The sequence below is a fragment of the Bacteroidia bacterium genome (assembly GCA_041391665.1).
Lineage (GTDB): Bacteria > Bacteroidota > Bacteroidia > J057 > J057 > JAGQVA01.
On record JAWKNO010000001.1, the window covers coordinates 712,073 to 735,487 of the forward strand.

Consider the following 23,415-nt stretch of genomic DNA (forward strand, 5'->3'; position numbering starts at 1 on the left):
CCCTGTCATTATGAAAACCCTGAAGTACTTCTGTTTGCTGGTATTGGCTGGCGTATGTATTGCTGCCTGTAACCTTGAGGTAATCCCCGATGACGATGGAGGAGGTGGTAATCCGCTTCCCGATGGGACATTTGCCAAAAAATTTGGAACAAGCAATGTCGTGGATAAAGGTTATTCAATCATCGAGACTACGGACAAAAAAATCGTAGTTACCGGTGAGGCCAGAGGTGCCGGATCTGGTGGGTCTGATATTGTACTCATCAAGCTTGACGACAAAGGTGTCGAACAGTACACCAAATACTTTGGCGGTCCACTCGATGACGTGGGCTACGAAGTGCGCGAACTCAGTACCAAAAATTATAAAATCACGGGAAGATATACAGAGGCTGATTATGAAAGATTGTATTCCTTCCAAACCCTTACCGATGGCATTATATCTGGTTCGCCTTTGAAAATGAACATTCAGAGTGAAGGGCGCGGAGCACTGGAGTTGTCCGGGCGGTTTAGCTATTTTGGTACGGAAAATCTTTGCGACCAGTCATCGGTTTGCAACCACTTCTGGATGTTTCAGACCGACCTTTTTGGAAATGTCGTAGGTATCAACGACGGGTATGGTTCCGGCGTAAATACCCTGGGTGCGGCTGCCGTCGTGTCCAGCAATTCTGCCGGCAATATTTATGGTGTGGGCAAGCAGTACAACGACAATACCAACCAGTACGATCCTTATCTCATCCGCATGCCCAACAACTTTGTAACCATCCCCAATATGCTTACAAAGGACTTTAAAGAAGCAGGTAATCAAACGTTGAATGCACTGGTAGAACTGGTGGACAATACCTTTGTGGCAGTAGGTGAAACTGAAAACAATGCGAAAGGAACCAGCGATATCCTGTTTATCCGTTTTGACGCAGACCTTAACCTGGTAGGATCTCCGGTAAAAATCGGCGGATCAGGCACCGACCGCGCCAATGCCATCATTCGCACATCAGATGACAAGCTGGTGATTGTGGGAGAAACCAGCAGTGAAGGAGCCGGAGATCTCGATGTATATCTGCTGAAGGTTGATTTCAGTGGTACCATTATCTGGGAGGAGACGATTGGCGGCACATTCAAAGATGGCGGATACGATGTGGCAGAAGCCTCAAACGGAGACCTGCTCATCACGGGTTACACCCAGAATACCGCCAACGCCAGCGACGTGGATCTCTACGTCATCAGGGCGAGTTCGAAAGGCAAGGTACAGTAGGGTTAGTTATTTTTTTGTAACTTAGTGGTATGAAAAAATACCCCATCGGCTTACAGGATTTTTCAGAAATCCGAACGGGCGATTACCTCTATGTGGACAAAACCCGGCAGGTGTATGAGTTGGCGGAAAGTGGGAAATATTTTTTCCTCTCCCGCCCCCGGCGGTTTGGCAAGTCGCTACTGCTTTCGACGCTGAAATATTTTTTTCAGGGCCGGCGGGAACTTTTTACCGGCCTCTGGGTGGACCGCGAAGTAGATTACGACTGGGCCGTGCATCCGGTGTTGCATTTCTCCTTTAGCAGTGCAGGGTACAAGGATATTGGGTTGGAATCGGCTCTGCTCCGGTTGGTGGAAGAATCCGCCGAAGCCTACCAAGTTCCGCTGAAAGAAGTGGGGCTGTCCCGGCGTTTTCGCGAACTGATCCAAACCCTGGGGCGCGGGGAAAAAAAACTCGTTTTGCTCATCGATGAATACGACAAACCGCTGGTGGATTACATCGAAAACCTGCCGCAGGCAGAGGCTCACCGTGAAATCTTAAAAAACTTTTTTTCGGTCATCAAAGACTGCGATCCCTTTATTCGCTTTTTCCTGATCACCGGCGTGTCAAAATTTAGCAAAGTATCGCTGTTTTCCGACCTCAACAACCTCAAAGACATCACCCTTCATCCTCGCCATGCCACCTTGACGGGTTATACTCCCGAAGAAATGGAGATTTTCTTCGGAACCGAATACGAAGCCCTGGCCCGCCAAAATAAAATGACTCTCCCCGAAGTCAAAGCGGCCATTCAGACCTGGTACAACGGCTACCAGTGGGAAATCGGACAGCCGGTGTACAACCCTTTTTCGATCCTGATTTTATTTGATTCTGGTCGTTTTGCCAATTATTGGTGGGATTCGGGTACCCCGACCTTTATGCTGAAACTCCTCCGTCAGGAGTTTGAGTTTGATCTCTCGACCCTGGAGGCCGGGGATGATATTTTTAACAGCTATACGCTGGCCAATATGGACTGGAAACCGTTGATGTTTCAGACCGGTTATTTGACCCTGAAGAGTTACGATCCTGACGTGCAGCTATATACGCTGAGTTATCCCAATCAGGAAGTTCGGGACTCAATGTACCGTTATCTGTTGGGGGAGTTTCGTCACGACAAACGCTCAGACAGTTTTCCCCTCATGGCCAATATCAAACGCGCGCTCGACGCGCAGGATCTGCCCCGATTGATGCAACTGATCGATACGCTATTTTCAACCATACCCTATCAACTTTTTGACGAGAAACGGGAGGGATTTTTCCACGCGGTGTTACACCTGACCTTTCAGGGGTTAGGGTTGCTCACACAGTCTGAAGTGAGTACCTCACAGGGCCGCGTTGATACAGTGGTGCACAGTAAAGCAGGCGTGTATGTGATGGAGTTTAAATTGGATGCCTCTGAGGAAGAAGCCCTTGCCCAGATTCGGGAAAAGCGTTATGGCTCTGCCTGGCTGGATGGCAAAACGTCGGTAACGGCTGTAGGTATTAGTTTTTCTTCGAAAACCCGTTCTGTGGCTGGCTGGCAGGCTATGCCTTATGCAGAACTTTTGGCAGAGGGGTAAAATATCTTATCCTCTGTTTCTTTAATCTCTCCCCTGTTTCTCCAGCGACTCTTCTCTTTTGCCGCGTTCGAAGGCAAGCTGGATCAATGCATCAATCAGCTCGGGATAAGAAGTTCCCTGATGCTGCCACAACTGCGGATACATACTGATATTGGTGAAGCCAGGCAGGGTATTGATTTCATTTACATACACCTGGCCGTCGTCGGTGAGAAACATATCCACCCGCGACATGCCTTCACAGCAGAGGGCGCGATAGGCATTTTTTGCCACGAGAACCAGTTTGGCGAGGGTAACATTGTCTACATCTGGCGCAGGAATCATGACTTTGGCCGCGTCTGCGGATACGTATTTGGAGTTGTAGTCGTAAAATCCTGCGGACATACCCACTTCGCCCACGCCGGTACTGGCTATTTCCCCATTTCCCATCACGGCACATTCCAGTTCTCTGCCAAAGACAGCTTCCTCCACGATGATCTTATGGTCGTAGCGGAAGGCATTTTTCACTGCGGCTTCAAATTCCTGCTGATTTTCCACCTTTTTTACCCCGACGGAAGAGCCCATATTGGCAGGTTTGATAAATAGCGGAAGACCGAGTTTATTGACTACGGCCGCATAGTCGATAGCCTCTTTTTCATAGTAATGGAAACAGAAAAATTCGGCGGTGAGCAGATCTGCCTCGCGCAAGAGGCGTTTGGCGACATCTTTGTCCATCGAAACCGCAGAGCCTAATACGTCTGGGCCAACAAAAGGCAGCGAAATATGCCTGAGAATGCCCTGGAGGGTGCCATCTTCACCGTAAGGACCGTGAAGAATAGGAAATACCACATCCACATGCGGAAGTTGTCCGGAACCATCACAATAGATCAACTGCCCAAATCTTTCGCCGGGCACAACTGCTATTTGTCTGCCGCCTTTCACAACTGTAAACGATGCATCCTGAAATACATCCAGCGGAAAATGATGCCAGGTACCCGATGGCGACACACCGATAAGGACGACGTGGTATTTGGATTGATCAATAGCGGCGAAAATATTTCGGGCGGAGCGAACCGATATCTCATGTTCAGGAGACTGTCCGCCAAACATCAGGGCAATAGTTGAAGACATACGAATGTGGTTATTGTAGAGATTCCAGGCTGAATACAATGATATCAGCAGGCAAATGTAAATGATTTTCCAGATAGAAATAACTATGTGGATAAACCTGTGGATAACGTGTGGGTAAGTTGTTTACAACTCCAGTCTTTGGCGGATGAGATGCCATACGGCCTCGTGTTTTCGGGTGTCGCCCCAATTCATGCTCAGCGTTGCTACGGGGTCTTTGTCGTATGGACAAAACTCAAACATCAGGCTCAGGGTTTGCCCTGTTACTACCTTGGTGATGCCTTCTGAAAGAATGGCAACCTGTCCTTCATGACTGGGAAATATTCTTTCCAACTGATAAGTACTCAGTCCGGTATAGCTCGAGCTGTCCAACGTCGAAAGAAATGCTACAGGAGGAATCCGGTGGAGAAAATTGCGCGATATTTCTTCAAACAGGCTGGTCAGCGTTTCTATGGAAAAGGTTTCCGGATCGAAGGCAAACTGCTCGGTCATTTTTTCCGGAATTATTCTTTCCTCAGGCCTGATACCTATATGATCATGAACCATTTGCAGAAGATCATCTGCCTGGTGGGAGGTAATCTCTACTTCGCCGTTGGGGCCCTGCGCAAGTGGATGGAAAGAAAGGCGCATATTCACCCATTGTCCGTCGAGCGTTGAAGCATCAATGTAAAGCATCAGCAACTTATCCCGCCGGTACTGATACATAAATTTTAGTTCCTGCGGATCCAGGCTAAAATGATAATCGCCATCCGTAGTTTCAAGCTGCATCCGGAACCAAGCCTTGTTGAGGTAGGTATGGGACAGCCGGTTGAGCAGCATGACAAGCATATCCGGAGCCACATTTGTATCAAAAAAGAAATAGTCAGACAGGGTAAATGTCGGCTTTGAGTAGGTGTACCCGCTACTCCTCATGGGCATATAGGGATTGCTGTCATACATCCTCCCAATGTACTAAAAACTTGCGAAGCAGGGTAGGGAAGAAGTATGGGTAAAATTGCGCTTTATATGTATCAGAATTCCCGCAGAAACATATCTTTCATTTTTCCCGCAATGGGGACGGCTTCGCCCTTTTCCAGATCTTTTACCACGAAGGTTACTTCTCCGTCGAGAATGATTTTCTGATTTATGCGCATCACAATTTTGTGCGAAAGGGTAATGCTCTTTTCTCCGATGCGAATAATGCCGGTTTCAATATCCAGAATATCGCCCAGGCGGGCAGCACCGCTGTAATCAAGGGTTACATTTACCAGTACAAAGGCCAGACCCAGGTCGAGAAACATCCCTGACTCAAAAAAACCCCGGAAGTGATTCCATCGCGCCTCTTCCAGAAACTCGAGAAACTTGGCGTTGCTAACCTGGCCATAAAGATCAAGCGTCCAACTCCTTACAGTAATTTCGGTGTATGATTTTTTAAATGCCTTTTCGTCCAATGGTGCCATGACTTATCGGGTGGTTTCTGCAAATAGGTGGGTAAAATAAATATAGTCCTTGTCTTTCAGGTGTTAAAGATACAAAAGCTACTGATAATTTGTATATTAGTTTTGAAATCAGTCGTTTGTAGCTATGCCTCAAAGAAATCTTCCGATACTTTCCCGCCTTGCCATCTTGTCTAGTGGTTTTGACGCCCAGTTTGGGTGGATATTTTTCGGATTTGGGATGATATTTTTCTGGATATTCTTTATGAATTCGGAGATCATCGACCTGTTTGCTTATGGGGACTGGGACCCGACTACAGGTACCGTGGTAAAGCTGGATGATACCGATGCCGAAGTAAATAATACGGATGTGTATGAATATACTTATGAATATAATGTAAACGGAGAAGTATATACCGGTACTGCTTACACTACCGGGCGATCTTTTCGGGAAGGTCAAAATGTTTCTATTGAATATAACCCCGATCAGCCGGGTGAGTCGCGGATGGCCGATTCCCGCAGTTCTTTATTTGGGTGGGAAACGATTTTTGTCATAATTTTTCCTCTGGTAGGGCTGGGTTTTATTCTTCACAGCTTCCGTCAAAATATGAAATCGATAGATCTTCTGGTGAATGGACGATTTGCGAGAGGAAAGCTGATAAACAAAGAACCTACCAATGTAAAAATCAATGATCGGACGGTGTATAAGTACACATTTAGCTTTGAAGCGCACGATGGCAGAACTTATGAAGCTACCGGAAAAACACATATTCAATCTCTATTAGAAGATGAAGAAACAGAGCGACTGATCTATGCGCCCAATGACCCTTCTTATGCGACGATGTATGATACCATTCCTTCCGCACCAAAAATCAATCCTGACGGATCTTTCCGCCCCCTGCGAATTACCAGTTATTTAAACCTGATCCTTCCATTGGTAAGCATTATTATTCATGGGGGCTTTTATCTGATCCGATATGTATTGTAGCTTCGCTGCCCAAAGAGTTGCCTATGAGAATGTTTACCCTATTATTGATTTCGCTGATTACAACATCTGCTCAAGACTTCACCACGCCTTTTGAGCGAAGCCAAAAGACACAATCGGCGACTTATGAAGAAGCTATCCACTATTACCACCAACTCGACAAGGCCTTTGGCGAAGTTGCGATGCTGGAATACGGACTGACCGATGTGGGAAAGCCGCTCAACCTTGTGGTTATTTCCCGCGATAAGGTGTTTGATCCGGAAAAAATCAGGAAGACGGGTAAACGAATTTTTTTGATCAACAACGGGATCCATGCGGGAGAACCCTGCGGTATTGATGCTTCTATGATGCTGGCCCGCGACCTTGTCACGCGCCCGGAAATGAAAAAGATGCTTGACCATGTAGTTGTGGCAATCATTCCGGTGTACAATATCGGTGGCGCACTCAACCGCGGCTGTTGCAGCCGGGCCAATCAGGAAGGCCCCGAGGCCTATGGCTTCCGGGGAAATGCCAAAAATCTCGACCTCAACCGTGACTTTATCAAGTCTGACAGCCGCAATGCCCGGGCCTTCGCAAACATTTTCCACACCTGGCAACCCGACGTTTTGGTCGATACTCACACCACCAATGGCGCTGATTATCAGGCTGTCCTGACCTACCTCGCCACCCTTCCCGGCAAGGCTGATCCCGGAATCGCTGCTTATATGACTGAGAAAATGATCCCTTCCCTCGAAAATCATATGAATAGCCATTCCATCAAAATTTGCCCTTACGTAAATGTATTTGGTCAATCTCCCGACAAAGGGTTTGCAGCATTTCTTGATCTCCCCAGATACTCTTCGGGGTATGCTTCGCTTTTTCAGACTATGTCATTCATTTCTGAAGCGCATATGCTGAAACCTTTTGCTGACAGGGTAGAAGCAACCTATACTTTTCTTGAAGGAACCCTCTCCCAGATACATGCTGACTATCAGAATATCGGAGATATCATCCATACAGCCAGAGAAAAGGCAAAAATTCAAACAAACTTTGACATAATGTGGAAACACGATCCGGGTGTTTCGCGGCCATTGGTTTTTGAAGGATTTGAGGCGCGTTTCAAACCCAGTATGGTTACCGGCCAACAAAGACTGTACTACGACCGATCATCTCCCTATAAAAAAACGGTTCCCTTTTTTTATAAATATGAGGCTGTGAAGACCATTGCAAAACCCGTTGCGTATATCATTCCACAGGCCTGGACCCAGGTAATTGAAAATCTGAAAATCAATCGGGTAGAAATGTATGACCTGAAAAAAGATACTGCCCTGCCGGTAGAGGTTTCCTATATTTCGGGTTATAAAACAGCAGAAAGAGCCTACGAAGGGCATTATCCCCATTCGCAGGTTGAAATAAAAAAGGAGCAGGAAGTGATTCAGTATTACGCCGGAGACAAGGTCGTATATGTAAACCAGACGCGCAATCCCTATATCGTACATGTGCTGGAGCCGGAATCACAGGATGCCTTTTTTGTGTGGAATTTTTTTGATGGCATTCTTATGCAGAAGGAATATTTTTCTGACTATGTTTTTGAAGAAGAAGCAGAAAAAATTCTAAAGGAAAACCCGCAGATCAGGGAATCGTTTGAAGAAGAAAAGGCCAGGGACTCCGTTTTTGCGTCTAATGCAGGCCTTCAGCTAAATTTTATTTACAAACGATCTGTTTATGCTGAAAAGACGTACAACCGCTACCCTGTTACCCGTTGGAATGGAACTACACCATTACCACATTAAACAAAGTTTTTGAACCGGACTCAGGCCCGTTTTTTCTATCACTCACTGATCTGTATGGATATAGCACAGGAACTCACCGAAGCCCGAAAGAAAATTGCCGATCTTGAAAAAGAGCTGTCGGGTACCAAAACCCGTCTTCGGGAGTTGGCGGAATTGCCGCATATGATGAAAGGCTGGTTTGGCTATTTTGTCAGGCATCTGCCGGTGTCAGTAGCTATGTTTGATAATAACATGAACTACCTCCTTGCCAGTCAAAAATATATCAAAGACTATAAAATCACAGACCCGGATATAATCGGTAAAAACCATTATGATATTTTCCCCGACGTACCTCAGCGTTGGAAAGATGTTCACCGACGTTGCCTTAAAGGTGTGATTGAGTCCTGTGAAAAGGATATTTACCACACCCGTAATGGGTATTCGCTGTATATTGACTGGATCATCACTCCATGGTATGATGAAAACAATCAGGTGGGCGGTCTGATTATGTTCGCAGAAATTGTAAACGAATGATTGGTAAAATGAGAATTTTGATCTATCTGGCTCTCTTGCCTTTATTTTTAAGTTCCTGCAAAAACCCGGGCGATATTCAATGGGAAAATATATCCGTAAGTGATCTGAATGGGCAGGCGGTGGATTTATCTCAGTATAAAGGAAAGCGATTACTGGTAAATCTATGGGCGACCTGGTGTGGCCCCTGTCGTGCCGAAATGCCGTCAATGGAAGTCGCCCGCGCCGGGCTGGAAGACCATGATTTTGTATTTATTGCGCTATCTGACGAGCCCTGGGATCGGATCCAGTCATTTAAAGAAAGCCACAACTATGGGTTTGAGTTTCTTCGCCTCAACGATCCGCTCAAGTCTTTAGGCATATTTTCTATTCCACAAACTTATATCATCGACAGCAAAGGCAACGTCGTAAAGGCAATTAATGGAAGTATCGATTGGGGGAGTAAAGAATCTCTTTCTTTTCTCCAATCAGTCCCATGAATTCCTTAAATTTACCGGTCTTTAACCAAACCGGTATGTTATGCGGTATATTACCTTTTGCCTTGTCCTTTTCGGACTGATTTTCAGCCAGAGTTGCGATCGTTCTTCTGAAGCCAGTGAAACCAAGTCTTCAGAAAAAAATCAGTCAGTCAGCCCTGACCTGCAACATGTACAACAAAATGAACGGCAAACTCCTGCCGAAGCAGAGGTCGCTCGTCTGGAACCTGCTGTGCCTGATCCCGTGCAGGAAGAGCAGAAGATTAGCAATCTGGTACAAAGCAAACCAGTCAATTCCGGCCTGGAATTTGCCATGAACCTTCCGGATGGATATACGATTGCTACTGCCAAAGGTACAGATGGTATATTAATCTACGCGCAGGAAGGCGGATTTCAACTGATTGTGAAAGAAACCGCATCGTCTCTTCCACAAATGCGTAAATACTGGGAAGATGGCCCCGATGGTCTGAAATTCAGCCGATGGCTGATCAATGGTGAAAACGGGCTCCTTGTAGAAATGGAAAAAGAGGGAAAAGCGGTTTATCATGTGGACTATTTATATGAAGGCAATATCAATTACAGGCTGACAACTCCTGTAGATAAATCCTTTTCGCAGTTTCAGGCGACACAAATGTTTCATTCCTGCCGTATGATTGCCGGATTGAACCAGAAGACAAGATAAGACTTTGGATTTTTTTTGCTTAATTTTGTTATATATCATACATACAAAGGACGAATAATGGCTGATCAATTGTCATTTTTAAGTAATACGACTCCCGAATTTGTGGACCAGTTATACCGGTCATTTCAAAATGATCCTGAATCCGTTTCGCAGGAGTGGAAAAGATTTTTTGAAGGGTTTGACTTCGCAAGAACCAATTACGGAGATGAGCCTGTCGAAATCAGACCTTCTTCAGGGGTAATTGATGCGAGCGGATTGAAAGAGATCAATGTGCTCAACCTGATCAATGACTACCGCATCAGGGGACACCTCTTTACGAAAACGAATCCGGTTCGCGAGCGCCGTAAATATTCGCCAACCCTCGATATTGAGAATTTTGGCCTTTCTGATTCCGACCTCGATACTGTCTTTCAGGCAGGAACAGACGTCGGCCTCGGCCCGGCCAAACTTCGGGATATCATAAAACTCCTGCAGGATACCTATTGCCAGTCGATCGGTGCGGAATACAAATATGTTCGCAACCCTGAAATGATCAAATGGCTGGAAGAGCGGATGGAGTCAACCCGCAACAAACCTTCCTTCGATATCGCTAAAAAGAAACACCTGCTGAGTATGCTCAACAAAGCGGTGATTTTTGAGAAATTTCTGGGTACTAAATTTGTCGGCCAAAAAAGATTTTCCCTTGAAGGTGCTGAGTCTCTGATCCCCGCCATGGACGCGGTGATTGAAAAGGGTTCAGAACTCGGCCTGGAGGAATTTGTAATCGGTATGGCGCACCGTGGACGCCTCAATGTGCTCGCCAATATCCTGAAAAAAGAGTACGACGAAATTTTCTCTGAATTTGAAGGGAAAGAACATAAAGACTCCGTCTTTCAGGGGGATGTGAAATATCACCTGGGATTTTCTTCGGACGTTGAAACCAGTTCTAAGAAATCTGTTCACCTGAGCCTTATGCCCAACCCTTCACATCTTGAGACGGTAAACCCCGTTGTCCAGGGTTCTGCCAGGGCAAAAATTGACCGCAAGTACCATGGCGACTATAATAAACTGGCTGCCATCCTGATTCATGGGGATGCTGCCGTAGCCGCTCAGGGTATCGTCTATGAAGTCAGCCAAATGTCCCAACTCGAAGGTTATAAAACCGGAGGAACCGTTCATATCGTCATCAACAATCAGGTGGGTTTTACTACCAACTATATCGATGCCAGATCCAGTACCTATTGTACAGACGTAGCGAAAGTCATACAGTCGCCGGTATTCCATGTAAATGGCGATGATGTAGAGGCACTGATATTTGCGGTAGAACTGGCGATGGAATTCCGGCAGACCTTCAAACGCGATGTGTTTATCGATCTGCTCTGTTATCGCCGCCACGGACATAATGAAGCCGACGAGCCGAGTTTTACACAGCCCCTGTTGTATAAAATTATCCGGAATCATCCTGACCCAAGAGAAATCTATTTCCAGAAATTGCTCCACTCCACCAAGGTGGAAGCCAATATGGCCAAAGCGCTGGAAAAAGAGTTTAAAGCACAGCTTCAGGCTGAACTGGAAGAGTCTCAGGCAAAAGAATATCTTACGCCCACTCCTTATCTCGATGGAACCTGGAACGGTATCCGCCGACCCAATAAAGAAGATTTCGAGCTGCCCTCACCGGCAACCGGTGTAGATAAAGGAAAACTCAAAGCCATTCTTGAAAAACTTCACCAAATCCCCGCTGACTTTAAAGCACACAGCAAAATTGTCAAGCTTTTCGCCGACCGGATGAAAATGGTAGAAGATGATAAACTGGACTGGGCATTGGGTGAGTTGATGGCATACGGGACGCTTCTGATCGAAGGTTTTCCCGTTCGCCTTAGTGGCCAGGATTGCCGCAGGGGCACGTTCTCTCATCGTCATGCGGTCATTGTAAGTGAAGATGCAGAACAAGACTATATCCCGTTGAATCACCTCTCGAAGGACCAGGCACCATTTATTGCCTATAACTCTCTCCTTTCAGAATATGGCGTTCTCGGGTTTGAATATGGTTATTCGATTACCAACCCCAACAATGTGGTAATCTGGGAGGCACAATTTGGCGATTTTGCCAATGGCGCACAAATCATGATGGATCAGTATATATCCAGTGCTGAATCCAAATGGCAGCGCATGAGCGGACTGATTCAATACCTCCCTCACGGTTTTGAAGGTCAGGGGCCGGAACACTCTTCTGCCAGAATCGAACGTTATCTGGAGCTCTGCGCCAGAAAGAATATGCAGGTGACGAATATTACGACTCCTGCCAACTTCTTCCACCTGCTCCGTCGCCAGCTTCACCGCGAATTCCGTATTCCGCTTATCGTGTTTACACCCAAAAAGCTGCTTCGCTATCCGCAGTGTGTAAGCTCGCTGGATGATTTTGCAGAAGGCGGCCGTTTCCGCGAAGTGATTGACGATAACTATGTGGACCCCGCAAGTGTAAAACGCATACTATGTTGCTCCGGGAAAGTATATTATGACCTTCTCGAAAAGCAGCAGGAAGATCAGCGCAAGGATATCGCCATTGTCAGACTGGAACAACTTTATCCACTGCCCGAAAGGCAGCTTCGTGAAATTATAGCCAAATATCCTCAGGCAGAGTTTTGCTGGGTGCAGGAAGAGCCGCGAAACATGGGGCCGTGGAACTATATCCTTAGGGTAATCACGGAAACAGACGTTCGATATATCGGACGCAAACCGGGTCCAAGCCCTGCAAGTGGTTCATATAAAAAACACGCGGCAGAGCAGGCCGATATTGTAACAGAATCATTTGATCTGGTATCTACCGCTAAATCCAGAGCAAAAGTCGCAGCCAAATAAGCTTACGGCTTAAACTCCGGATTCTGAATAAAGGTCTCATCGCTAAGTGCTTTCATGAAGGCGATGAGATCTTGTTTGTCTTGTTCAGTAAGGGTGATGTTGTTGATGAATATGTTTTTGTTGCGGTGATTTTTCCCCCCGCTGGCATAGTGGTTCATCACATCTTCGAGAGTGGCCAGGCTTCCATCGTGCATATAAGGCCCGGTAAATTCAATGTTCCGAAGGGTCGGTACCTTAAACTTTCCCTCGTCCCAATAACTTCCGGTGACTTCCATTCTTCCAAGATCACCATAGTTTTCATACAGGCCATTGTTTTGAAAAGTGCCGTCCGTAAAGTTATAACCAGAATGGCAGTGAAAACACTCGCCCAGCTCACTATTGAAAAGCGTCAGGCCGTGAAGTTCCTGCGGTGTTAACGCCGTAGAATCTCCTTCTACATATTTGTCATACCTCGAATTCGTACTGAGCAATGTCCGCTCAAAACACGCAAGTGCGTCCACTACTGCCTGCGTGGTAGGCGGCCCCCCGGTAGCTTCCTGAAACAATGCAGGGTACTCCGGATGGCGCTCCAGTTTAGGAATAAAAAATTCCGGCTTTGAGGCCATTTCCAGTGGATTAATGATTGGATGAATGGCCTGTTCCTCCAGGCTCGGATTTGCCCCGTCCCAAAAAAACTTCGTGCTGTAAACCAGGTTGATCAGCGGCATGGCGTTGCGCAATCCCAATCTCCCCTCCACTCCCCGGCTGAGAAATACAGAATCGGAGAATGCTTTATGCGGTGCATGACAACTTCCGCAGGAAATGGTACTGTCCAAAGAAAGTATGGGGTCAAAAAACAGTTTCTTCCCCAATGCAACCTTGTTGACAGTCAGTGGATTATCTGCCGGGATAGGCGGCTCCGGAAAATGCGCAGGTACAACCAGCTCGTAGTCTTCTGGCACCGGGTCAACCAACGGGAGATCGCAGCCTGAAATCAGCCATCCGCCTGCGACCATAAGAAGGATCGATATTTTTTTCGGAAATACCATAATGTGAATACTTAAGGCATTTTGTGTAAGCCGCCTGTAACCAGATTGTCAGTGATGGTTCTGGATATATCAAACTGTTCGCCCGGTACGCTATGGGAGATGTTAAATCTGACCATGTCAAGCGTATCCGTATCATTGTAAAACATACGGTTGACGTCGAGCTCGATATTGAAGTGAACGGTTTGGCCTGACTGAATGGTAAACGCATTGTCATTGTCGAGAAAAGAAATTTCCCGATAAATGACATTGGGCGAATTGATAGAATCTTTCCCCGTGTGATAGGCCAGCGGCAGATCGAGCAATGTGCCATTATTGTCAGGACTTTGGTCGATAAAACCTTCCAGTGATAAAAATTTATAACCCGTGCGCCATGACCAGTACATCGAACTGCCCACACTCAGCGGGTGGTTGACAGGGTAAGATGCCGGATCAGTATTCAGCCGGTCGGGTACGCCTATGCCAAACTTTACCCCGCGGTAAGCCCCTACGTCCACCATATCAAAAGTTTTGAAAGCGGCATTCTCAGCTGTCGTATGCCGGGCTTCCCCTCCTGAAACCAGGTCGTATAGATTGATTTCAGAGAGCAGCGTTTCCTCTCCGTTTTCTTTGACCAGAGTAATATCGGCCACGTACATCAGGAAAAAGTCTATCCGGTAATGGCGACCATTAATATTGAGTACAGGAACGCCTTGTTCGATTCTTTCCCCATTGACAGTAGGAACAAATGCCAGCTCAAAGCTTCCAGCCTCAATGGGTTTTTCTCTGCAAGATGTCAGAGACAAAGTCAGCAGCCCAATGATTGCTGAAGCAAAAATGATATTTATTTTTTTCAACATTTTGGTAAGGTATTAAGGTATGAATGCCTGATTGTTTACAAACTCAGGGTCCGTCAGCGCGTTCAAAAAATCAATCAGTTCATTTTTTTCAATGTCGCTTAGTTGTATTGGTTTTACGAATTTGCTTTGATTTGGGTGGTTTTTTCCACCGTTAATGTAGTGAGACACTACATCTTCAAGCGTTGATAGGCTTCCGTCGTGCATGTAGGGCGCGGTAAGGGCAATATTGCGGAGCGTAGGTACCTTGAATTTTCCGATATCTGATGGTTCAAGGGTAATTCTGTATCTGCCTTCATCTGTAAAAGTTTGGTAAAGCCCGTTATTTTCAAATGTGTAGTTGGTGAAATTAAATCCGCTGTGGCAATTGCTGCATCCGGTTTTTTCACTGAAAAACAAAGCCATCCCCCTTTTTTCTGATTCACTCAGCGCTTCGGGTTTATGCTCAAATGCATATTGGTCATAAGGAGAATGGCCACTGATCAGCGTGCGTTCAAAACTTGCAATGGCTCTGACAAGCACATACAGATCCATGTCTCTTCCGTAAGCTTTTTGTGCCAATGGTGTATAAAACGGATCGTCTTTTAACCTTTTTGCCAGTTCGGCTGCATTCATGTCCATTTCTACATGATTTTCGATGGGGCCGAGTGCCTGCAATTCCAGACTTGGGCTGCCGCCTTCCGCAAAAAAATAAGGCTGATAGGCCACGTTGGTAAGTGTCGGCGAGTTTCGCATCCCGATTCGCCCTTCAATCCCTATTGATATAGGAAAATGATCAGCAAAACCGGATGCAGCCTGATGGCAGGTTCCGCACGATATGGTCGAATCTAGCGAAAGGGCCGGATCGTAAAAAAGAAGTTTGCCAAGTTGTACCCGTGATTCAGTCAGGACATTGTCAGCGGGAATTTCCGGCATGGGAAAACCGGCGGGCAAACCCAGTGCATAGGGTTTGTCCACCGGTATTTCTTCCACCGGAGTATGGCAGGAAATAATGGCCAGAAAGGCATATATGACTCCCACCTTTTTCATTATTCATCTTCTACAGTGAAGATCGAAGGTACATTAGCCACCAGTTTAGCAGCCAGTCCGGGATCGTCTCCAGTGTGAGTGATTCTTTCAGTAGCCAGGTCTATGCCGGTAAACAGTTTCGCAAAATCTACTTGCATATGAATTTCCTCTTCTTCGGCGGCAACTTCCTTAGCTGCTGTGAGCATTACAGGCGCCAACTTTGCATCCGTACCAATATGCAACTCCATGAGGTCATCGGGGGTACCGTCGGCATTTGTGTCAACCTGGCCTTCGATACGGATAAAAATATACCCGCTGTTCCAGTTCCAATGCATGGTTGGATTTTGCGGAGCGAGCGGATGTTCGGCAGCATAGGTAGTAGGATCTGCATGGTTGGCAAGCGAGTCCACGCCTACATTAAACATCAGCATATGTTTGTGACCGGTTGTTATTTCTCCGACTTCATACACTGACTGGTTTGCCTTTACCAGAAGATATTTATCCGGGTTTGTATCAAAAACCCCATCTCCTCCCACCTGTATTCCCGATACATAAAACTGCGCGGTGGTGAAGGTTACAGCGACATTATTAATAGTATAAACGGTATTATAAGAAAAAACCTCATCACCGATTAACGAATGGAAGTGGAGGACAAGATTGGGGAAAACACAGTTTCCATCGCTTTCTTTTGCATCGGGGTTATAATTGGCAGCCAGTGGATCTGTACAGCCTTTTTCTTTACATCCGCTTGAGAAAGTAAGGGCGATTAATGCAATAACCGTAAGGGCGATTTTGAAGATGCTTATATTTTTCATTGAAGTAGGTTCTAAAAGGGTTAAAAACTCAGAATAAAAAACTCAGGCTGGCACTTAAACGGTTTCCGCCGCTAATTTCTCCTTCGGCGTAGGTTGAAGACAAATGTGGGGTGTAAGTGGTTCGTATTCCCCATCTTTTCATCTGCGCCTCTACCCCCAGGGTGGCGTAGGTTCCCGTTCCTCCTGTACCAGATTGGTAAACATTTTTGTGGACATTTCTGCCCAGTTGTTCATGATACACACCGGCAAAAGGCATAATACTCGCCCGGGAAGACTGTAGCAGCCAGGATAGGTAAATGGTCCCCGCCAATTGGTCTCCAAAACGATATTGTTGTGCATTGAGTGTGTTGATTCGGCCGGATATGTCCATGCTCAGGCCCCATTCGTGAAATCTGACATTGTAGAATACATGTAGCAGATAATCCCAGCTACCGCTACCCATTTGGAAATTGGCGGGCATAGGGTTTTCCTGATTTTCCAGGTCAAATTTTCCGGTTGGCGTTTTAATGCCCGTACCCAACGAGAGGAAGTGACGTAAAGGAAATTTTGTGCTGTCTTTGGATTGAAAAGCGGTAAACTCGACCATTGCCCAGCTATCGCCCGGACCTTTATAATGGCTTTTTCCCTCATCTGCGATATGCGTATTGAGGTTGTAAGGCAAAATTGCCTGTATTTGAAGCCTTTTGTTCAGTCTTAAGCCAACTCTTACATCAGCCTGCTGGAAATAATCCAGGCCTCCGTCGAGATTTTCTGAAGCATAAAAGCGGGAATAACGCCAGCCAAAGCTGACAAAATTACTTTTGTAGTTGGACATCATACCCATCATGCCACCCGAAGCGGCACAACCACAAACGTCGCAACCCCAAACCTGCCCATATCCCCAAAAGAGGATAAAAGCAAATAAGGACAATTTTCTCCTCATTGTGATAAAGATTAATAAATGGAAAACCTGAAAACCAATATGATCAGGCTTTGCGCTGAGGAGGGGGGCAAATTACAGCGGGTACATACTGGGAGACAGCCCTTTCAGGATTGACGAATTTCGCAATAGAGAATTTTTCCATCAGGAAAACCACACATAAAGCTTTGTCTATAATTTCCAGAGGCTGAACTTTGACCTTTACAGGTTGTGGAATCGTAGGAACTGAAGCGTTCTCTGCATCCAACTCTTTTTGGATTCGTTGCGCTAACACACATTTACCGTTACAATGAAGCTCCGGACGTGATTTATTAATACAGAGAACCTTTTGAATATATTCTTTGTGAAGGGAGTAATCTACATAAGGAAAAACCAGCCTGAATTGTAAACTCAGGACACATATCAGGCCAATGATAGCGATGACCGATTGTATTTTTTTTACCTTATACATTTATATTACCCCAAACCTAAAAACAAAAACTGACAAAAAAAATGACAAAAATCATGTACTATTTCTGTCAAGTTTAGCTATTCCACTTGTGGAATTGATTCGGAAATCATATAGAATTCCGTTAATTTTGGCAATTGTGTAACAATTTGCCCCTTTTGTAAGTTATTCAATGGCCTTTTCCATATTTATCTAAACAAACGATCCCATGATCAAAGTAGAGCCCGGAAAACTCCTTGCTCAGGTGAATGAGCCTTCAGACCTGCGAAAACTGAAGCCCGAAGAACTGTATGCGTTTTGTGTTGAGTTGCGCGACTTTCTTATTTCCACGGTTTCTGTTAATGGCGGGCATTTTGGCGCAAGTCTGGGCGTTGTAGAGCTTACCACAGCATTACATTATGTATTTGACACACCTCATGATCAAATTGTATGGGATGTCGGGCATCAGGCCTACGGGCATAAAGTAATCACCGGGCGAAGAGAAAATTTTCATACCAACCGGGTATATAAAGGTGTGTCGGGTTTTCCCAAAAGGACAGAGTCCGAATACGATACGTTTGGCGTAGGTCATTCTTCTACGTCTATATCAGCAGCGGTAGGAATGGCCGTAGCAAAAACTTACAAAAAAGAAGATCGCAATATTGTTGCTGTAATTGGAGATGGCGCCATGACCGGCGGTATGGCTTTTGAAGCCTTAAATCATGGCGGCTGGGAAAAAGCGGATATGCTTGTTGTGCTCAACGACAACAATATGTCTATCGACCCCAATGTCGGTGCTCTTAAGGAATACCTTACGGATATCACAGCTTCTCATACCTATAATAAACTTCGGGATGAGCTTTGGAAACTGTTGGGTAAACTCGATAAAGTAGGGCCTAAGGCTCGTTCGATTGCCCGTAAGCTCGAAGTCGGCCTTACCGCTGCTACGACCCCCGGGATGCTGTTTGAAGCACTGGGCTTCCGGTATTTCGGCCCTATAGATGGACATGATATCAATCATCTGGTGCGGGTATTAAACGACCTGAAGGACATAAAAGGGCCAAAGTTGTTGCATTGTATAACTGTAAAAGGGAAAGGGTACGAACTGGCTGAAAAGGACCAGACGAAGTGGCATGCGCCCGGACTGTTTGATAAAATCACCGGAGAGATCGTTAAATCTGTAAAAACTGAGCCACAGCCTCCTAAATACCAGGATGTTTTTGGCCATACGATTATTGAACTGGCTGAGAAGAATGAAAAAATCATGGGCATCACCCCTGCTATGCCCAGCGGATGCAGCCTGAAATATATGATGAAAGAAATGCCCGACCGGGCATTTGATGTGGGCATTGCCGAACAACATGCCGTTACATTCTCCGCAGGGCTTGCCACTCAGGGAATGAAACCTTTCTGTAATATCTATTCGTCTTTTATGCAGCGGGCTTACGATCAGGTGATTCACGATGTGGCTTTGCAAAAATTGCCGGTAGTCTTTTGCCTGGACCGGGGGGGAATTGCAGGCTCTGATGGTGCTACCCATCATGGTGCATTTGATATGGCCTATTTTCGCTGTGTCCCGAATATGGTCATTTCTGCACCGATGAACGAAGCGGAGCTGCGAAACCTGATGTACACTGCTTCGGTGTGGCAAGAAGGACCATTTTCTATCCGATATCCAAGAGGTGAGGGGGTAATGCCCGAATGGCGCACCCCGATGGAATATGTTGCGCCAGGTAAAGGCCGAAAACTGAATGATGGAGAAGAAATCGCGATTCTGTCTATTGGGCATCCCGGAAACTTTGTTCAGGAGGCAATCACAGAATTAAATACGAGAGGGTTGTTCCCCGCGCATTACGATATGCGGTATGTGAAGCCATTGGATGAAGCGATGCTTCATGAAGTTTTTGGAAACTACAAAAAAGTAATCACCGTCGAAGATGGCTGTATTCAGGGCGGATTCGGGTCGGCGGTACTTGAGTTTATGGCAGATCATGGATATGATTCGAGGCTTTTCCGTATGGGAATGCCCGACAGATTTGTTGACCACGGAAGCCAGCCCGAATTGTGGGCAGAATGTGAATACGATGCCGCAGCCATAATCGCTAAAGTAGAAGCGCTTTCGTCTGTTGCCCAAAAGGCCTAAGGCTTTGTTATATGTTTAATAATCAGGGGAAAAGCTTCAGGGTTTTTCCCCTGATTGCATTTAGAGGGTTTTGTGAATAAATTTTACCAGAAAGTTGGTAAAATGAATTTTTATTCCTAGTTTACATCAATGTGTTTATTGGTGTATTTAAAATAAGCATTTAGGAAAACATATGCCAGGCGCTGCCACTTTCCGTTGTAATCTGCTCCGAATCCGGAGGTACATGGCGTTTGAGTATGTGCGAGATTTGATGCATATACTTTTCCTAAACGTTAAAACGAACTAGAACATGATTACGAACAAACCCTATCTTCATCTCGAAAAAACTGAGTCTGGTTACCGCCTCGATGTGGTTTTTACACTCCCCTCCGGCGTCGATGTGCTGCCGGTACTTGACGAGACAGTTGGAATCAATAAAGTCCTGACTTTTCCCGTTGTAGAGGTAGAAGGACAAATGCATTTTGGCTTTAAGGATTATGTTTTTCATTTTTCAGGACTTAACCCATCCGCGTATATTGATGTCCAGCTTGTAGAAGTCAGCGCGATTGGTGGTTTGTCAGAAGATGGTTCGCTCGGTGTCACCAGAGTGTTTCTCAGCGCAGCTGACGGAGAAGAAGACCGGGAAGGCGACACCAATCAGGGTGGAACAGGCGGAGAGGGCGGTAACTAATATTTATTTATTTCCATGAACCACATTACGTATTATATCAGACTATCTTTCCCGCATCTTAAAATGACAGGTATAGCAGTTTTTTTACTGCTGTATCTGTCGTTTTCTGTTTACAGTCAGTCAAAAGAAGACTATACCTGTAGTCTGGGGGATGAAAATATTACCACGCCAGAACAGGTCGATTCTCAAAGCCGCAAGATTGCCGATAAAATCAAAAAGAGAACCCCGAAAGACTACCACTGCGCTGACAGCCTGGCTCAGGAACTTCAAAAGATCTCAGCGCGCATCGGTTATTATCGGGGCGTAGGAAAACAAATCTGCAACAGAGGCAGAATCAGGCGGTATCAGGGCAAATACGAGGAGGCACACGATTTTTATCAGGAGGCTATGGCTTACAGGGAAAAACACGGCTTACGCGATGCCTATACCGGCTATACCCTGCAGGAGATTGGGCTAAATTATCGCAATATGGGATTTTATGCAGAGGCTATTGAGGCTCATCTGGAAGCGATCCAATATTTCCGTGAAGAAAGCCTGACTAAGCAGGTGGGAGAAGAGTACAATAATATAGGTGCTAGCATTTCTGAATTTGCTTACAAGATGTATAAGATTGATTCCACCTTCAATCGGGACTCTGCTCTTCGTAAAGGAATCGTGAATTATAAAAAAGCCTTTGAAATTGCAGAAAATGGTAAAAACTGGTCTGATTGTGTCAATGTGGGTGGGAATATCGGAAGAGACTATGTGGAGATTGGCGAGCTTGATTCCGCAGCTTTTTTCCTGAATAATAGTATGGATTTATGTAGAAAAATTCTGGATACAATAACGGTTGACAATAAAGCACGAAAAGGAATCCTAAACTTGCAGGCAAGCACTTATGGTAAACTGGGGCATTTATACGAAAAACAAAAGTCCTATGATCTTGGGTTGGAACAGCATACAGCGGCATTGGCAATTTATAGAGAGCTAAATGATTCATCAGGTATTTTTACCGCCCTGACTAATATTGGCAACAACTATGAAGAACGGGGCGACAACAACAACGCATTGATATACTACAAGCAGGCTTATCAGGTAGGAGAACATGCCAAAATCGATCAGCGGCAGGATTTCCTGAGAAATAAAAATCTGTATGTTATTTACGCAAAACTGAAAGACACGGTATCAGCTTACCCCTACCTACTCGCCAAGGCTGATAAAGAACAACAGATTGCCGCAAATGAAATGGTGCAAAATGTGGCGTTTGCCGAAAATAACGGGATCCTAAAAGCAGAAGCTGAAAAAGAAAAAGCTAATGCTAAATTGAAAAATCAGATGCTTATGGGCTCAGGTATCGTCCTGATTCTACTCATATTAGGCATTATACAACAACTGCAACTGCGCAAAACACAGAAAAAACAAGCGACGCTTGAGGTTCAACAAAAAGCACAACAATACGAGGCAAGGATTGACCTGATCATGGATGAGTCTCGGCAAAGGTTGATCGCCAAACAAAACGAAACGCAGGAAATTGTACTGAAAGAAGTTGGCCGGGAATTACATGACAGTTTAGGCGGGACACTCGCCACCACTAAGCGGGTAATAGAAGAATGGATGGAAAGAGGGGTAGAAGAAGAGGCAATAAAAGAATATGGTCAAAAGGCGCTGGAGTTGATTCAGCGGTCGATTGATGGTGTACGGCAAATCTCTCGTGAATTAAAAGGTGTAACCCTTAAAGATGGTCTCATTCCCGGAATCAGGGAGTTATGCCGGGAGATCAATGAAGTATATGCCCGTCCCGAAATAAAATTACAGACTTACAACCTCAAAACCCTGAATATTCCAGCAAAATGGGAGATCAATATATACCGTATTTTCCAGGAAGCGCTCACAAATATTCTGAAATATGCCGAAGCAACAAATGTAGAAATACAGATGTTTGTCAGGGACGAAATATTGTCTGTCACCATCGAAGACGACGGAAAAGGGTTTGACATTGAAAAAAAAGCCGAAGGTATCGGGCTGAAAAACATGAAGTCGCGTGCCGAAGAAATGAAGGGTACATTTACCATTTCTTCTGTAATAGATCGCGGAACCACCCTGTTTATTGAAATTCCATTGCCTGACCAATTTTCCTGAAATACATTATTATGAAAACTATTGTGAAAGAACCCCAAACCGAAAAGAAAACTACCAAAGTAATGATCGTAGATGATCATAAGATTGTCATCGAATCCCTGGCAAATTTAATCAATAGTAAAGAAGGCTATCAGGTTGTCCAACTGGCAGAAAACGGACGCGCAGCGATTTCTTATCTGGAAAAAATAAGCCCCGCAGATTACCCGGATGTCATCCTGATGGATCTTCTTATGGAAGAAGATGATGATCAAAGAGAACCCGACGGGCTGCGCACCTCCAGATATATATTCAAACATCTGGTTAAAAAAGGCATATTTGAAACACGTGTGATTATCCTGTCTTCTGCGCTGAATGGATTGTATATCTCTGCTGCCCACGATATGTGTATTCAGGGTTATCTGGTAAAAGAATCAGGTATTAAGGAAATCATCCAGGCAATCGATGTAGTCATGAAAGGGGAAATGTACTACAGAGACAATGTTTACGCCGAAATGTCAAAGTATAAACAAGAGAGTCAGTGGGCGGAAAATGAAATTATCCCCCCTTCGGCCCTTGAGTTGGACGTATTAAAATTAACCGCAAAAGGTCTGACTGCAAAAGAGATCTCCGCAGCAACGGCAGACAACCTGAAGTTAACCGTAGATGCTACCGAAGCGCATAAAAGACAACTTTTGCGAAAGCTGGGCGCAAAAAATGTGGCGGAATTAATCGCAATTGCCTTTCGCCTGGGATATCTGAAGGTGTATTGATCCTGATACCGAGTTGGTTTATTTCCCTTCCCTTCTGTCGATTGCCATTCACTGTGGCGAGCAGGCGGCTGTATGCCTGAGGATA

20 protein-coding genes are annotated in these 23,415 nt (G+C 45.5%); 12 read left to right on the forward strand and 8 right to left on the reverse strand.

The annotated features are described in order from the left end of the window. Positions 1-10: 10 nt before the first annotated feature. The gene (locus tag R3D00_02890; GenBank protein MEZ4772101.1) at positions 11-1,246 is read left to right on the forward strand and encodes a hypothetical protein; all 1,236 of its coding nucleotides are present in this window, start codon (positions 11-13) and stop codon (positions 1,244-1,246) included. A gap of 29 nt (positions 1,247-1,275) precedes the next feature. Continuing rightward, positions 1,276-2,838, forward strand: a complete 1,563-nt coding sequence (locus R3D00_02895) for an AAA family ATPase (protein ID MEZ4772102.1) — start codon at positions 1,276-1,278, stop codon at positions 2,836-2,838. A gap of 21 nt (positions 2,839-2,859) precedes the next feature. On the opposite strand, the gene ddlA is transcribed toward R3D00_02895, so the two are convergent. From ddlA to R3D00_02910, 3 genes are all read right to left on the reverse strand, one after another. After that, positions 2,860-3,945: a D-alanine--D-alanine ligase gene (gene ddlA / locus R3D00_02900; protein MEZ4772103.1), complete on the reverse strand. Its 1,086-nt coding sequence runs from the start codon at positions 3,943-3,945 to the stop codon at positions 2,860-2,862. Positions 3,946-4,068: 123 nt separating this feature from the next. Beyond that, the gene (locus tag R3D00_02905) at positions 4,069-4,881 is read right to left on the reverse strand and encodes a hypothetical protein (protein MEZ4772104.1); all 813 of its coding nucleotides are present in this window, start codon (positions 4,879-4,881) and stop codon (positions 4,069-4,071) included. 71 nt (positions 4,882-4,952) lie between these two features. Next, positions 4,953-5,381, reverse strand: a complete 429-nt coding sequence (locus R3D00_02910; protein ID MEZ4772105.1) for a thioesterase family protein — start codon at positions 5,379-5,381, stop codon at positions 4,953-4,955. Between the two features lie 124 nt (positions 5,382-5,505). Between R3D00_02910 and R3D00_02915 the strand changes: the two genes are divergently transcribed. Genes R3D00_02915 through R3D00_02940 form a run of 6 tightly spaced genes read left to right on the forward strand, consistent with a single transcriptional unit; the run spans position 5,506 to position 12,620 of the window. Beyond that, positions 5,506-6,345 (forward strand): DUF3592 domain-containing protein, encoded by an 840-nt coding sequence (locus R3D00_02915; protein MEZ4772106.1) that lies wholly within the window; start codon positions 5,506-5,508, stop codon positions 6,343-6,345. 23 nt (positions 6,346-6,368) lie between these two features. Beyond that, positions 6,369-8,114, forward strand: a complete 1,746-nt coding sequence (locus R3D00_02920; GenBank protein ID MEZ4772107.1) for a M14 family metallopeptidase — start codon at positions 6,369-6,371, stop codon at positions 8,112-8,114. Positions 8,115-8,123: 9 nt separating this feature from the next. Next, complete coding sequence (locus R3D00_02925; GenBank protein ID MEZ4772108.1) at positions 8,124-8,627, forward strand: PAS domain-containing protein; 504 nt, start codon at positions 8,124-8,126, stop codon at positions 8,625-8,627. An 8-nt stretch (positions 8,628-8,635) separates the two neighbouring features. Further along, positions 8,636-9,103, forward strand: coding sequence for a TlpA disulfide reductase family protein (locus R3D00_02930; GenBank protein ID MEZ4772109.1), 468 nt, complete (start codon positions 8,636-8,638; stop codon positions 9,101-9,103). A 40-nt stretch (positions 9,104-9,143) separates the two neighbouring features. Then, positions 9,144-9,782: a hypothetical protein gene (locus tag R3D00_02935; protein ID MEZ4772110.1), complete on the forward strand. Its 639-nt coding sequence runs from the start codon at positions 9,144-9,146 to the stop codon at positions 9,780-9,782. 57 nt (positions 9,783-9,839) lie between these two features. Then, complete coding sequence (locus R3D00_02940; GenBank protein MEZ4772111.1) at positions 9,840-12,620, forward strand: 2-oxoglutarate dehydrogenase E1 component; 2,781 nt, start codon at positions 9,840-9,842, stop codon at positions 12,618-12,620. A 2-nt stretch (positions 12,621-12,622) separates the two neighbouring features. Here R3D00_02940 and R3D00_02945 read toward each other — a convergent pair whose 3' ends face one another. The 5 genes from R3D00_02945 to R3D00_02965 are packed head-to-tail and all read right to left on the reverse strand — an operon-like array spanning position 12,623 to position 17,226. Next, complete coding sequence (locus R3D00_02945) at positions 12,623-13,648, reverse strand: cytochrome c peroxidase (GenBank protein ID MEZ4772112.1); 1,026 nt, start codon at positions 13,646-13,648, stop codon at positions 12,623-12,625. Between the two features lie 11 nt (positions 13,649-13,659). After that, positions 13,660-14,484 carry an MbnP family protein gene (locus R3D00_02950; protein ID MEZ4772113.1) on the reverse strand — a complete coding sequence of 275 codons (825 nt, stop codon included), beginning with the start codon at positions 14,482-14,484 and terminating at the stop codon, positions 13,660-13,662. 12 nt (positions 14,485-14,496) lie between these two features. Next, on the reverse strand, positions 14,497-15,510 hold the full coding sequence (locus R3D00_02955) for a cytochrome c peroxidase (GenBank protein MEZ4772114.1): 1,014 nt from the start codon (positions 15,508-15,510) through the stop codon (positions 14,497-14,499). Beyond that, positions 15,510-16,304, reverse strand: coding sequence for an MbnP family protein (locus R3D00_02960; protein ID MEZ4772115.1), 795 nt, complete (start codon positions 16,302-16,304; stop codon positions 15,510-15,512). The genes R3D00_02955 and R3D00_02960 overlap by 1 nt, the downstream gene beginning before the upstream one ends. Before the next feature lie 28 nt (positions 16,305-16,332). Next, the gene (locus R3D00_02965; GenBank protein MEZ4772116.1) at positions 16,333-17,226 is read right to left on the reverse strand and encodes a hypothetical protein; all 894 of its coding nucleotides are present in this window, start codon (positions 17,224-17,226) and stop codon (positions 16,333-16,335) included. 656 nt (positions 17,227-17,882) lie between these two features. Here R3D00_02965 and dxs point away from each other — a divergent pair. The 4 genes from dxs to R3D00_02985 all read left to right on the forward strand — a co-directional run bounded on the left by dxs (position 17,883) and on the right by R3D00_02985 (position 23,330). After that, entirely contained in the window at positions 17,883-19,793 is a 1,911-nt protein-coding gene (gene dxs / locus R3D00_02970) for a 1-deoxy-D-xylulose-5-phosphate synthase (protein ID MEZ4772117.1), read from the forward strand. Positions 19,794-20,082: 289 nt separating this feature from the next. Then, positions 20,083-20,463 carry a hypothetical protein gene (locus R3D00_02975; GenBank protein MEZ4772118.1) on the forward strand — a complete coding sequence of 127 codons (381 nt, stop codon included), beginning with the start codon at positions 20,083-20,085 and terminating at the stop codon, positions 20,461-20,463. Between the two features lie 15 nt (positions 20,464-20,478). Beyond that, positions 20,479-22,581 (forward strand): sensor histidine kinase, encoded by a 2,103-nt coding sequence (locus R3D00_02980; protein MEZ4772119.1) that lies wholly within the window; start codon positions 20,479-20,481, stop codon positions 22,579-22,581. Positions 22,582-22,592: 11 nt separating this feature from the next. Continuing rightward, positions 22,593-23,330, forward strand: coding sequence for a response regulator transcription factor (locus tag R3D00_02985; GenBank protein MEZ4772120.1), 738 nt, complete (start codon positions 22,593-22,595; stop codon positions 23,328-23,330). Positions 23,331-23,415 lie beyond the last annotated feature (85 nt).